We start from the raw sequence: 259 nt of genomic DNA, 5'->3' as shown, positions 1-259 counted from the left end.
GGGCTGTCCTCGACGATGCTGCGAGTTTCATTATCATCGCTGAAATCATCGTTCACCGGGGTGACGGTCAAGGTCAGGGTCGAGGTATCTGTCGCGCCCGAGCCATCGGTTAAGGTGTAAGTGATCACCGGTACGCTGCCGTTATAGTTGGCGGCAGGGGTAAAGGTGTACTGGCCATCGCTGCCCAGGCTAAAGGTGCCGACACCGTTGAGGGTGACGTCACTGCCATCGGCATTATAGACGGTGTTGTCGCCGGCAA

1 protein-coding gene is annotated in these 259 nt (G+C 57.5%); it reads right to left on the bottom strand.

Going from position 1 to position 259, the window contains the following annotated elements:
* Positions 1-259, bottom strand: a 259-nt coding sequence (locus K5R16_RS22375; RefSeq protein WP_220740633.1) for a cadherin-like domain-containing protein, incomplete at both ends; no start/stop codon positions are given.

The sequence above is a fragment of the Shewanella sp. c952 genome (assembly GCF_019654975.1).
Lineage (GTDB): Bacteria > Pseudomonadota > Gammaproteobacteria > Enterobacterales > Shewanellaceae > Shewanella.
This window is presented reverse-complemented; position numbering and strand designations above follow the sequence as displayed.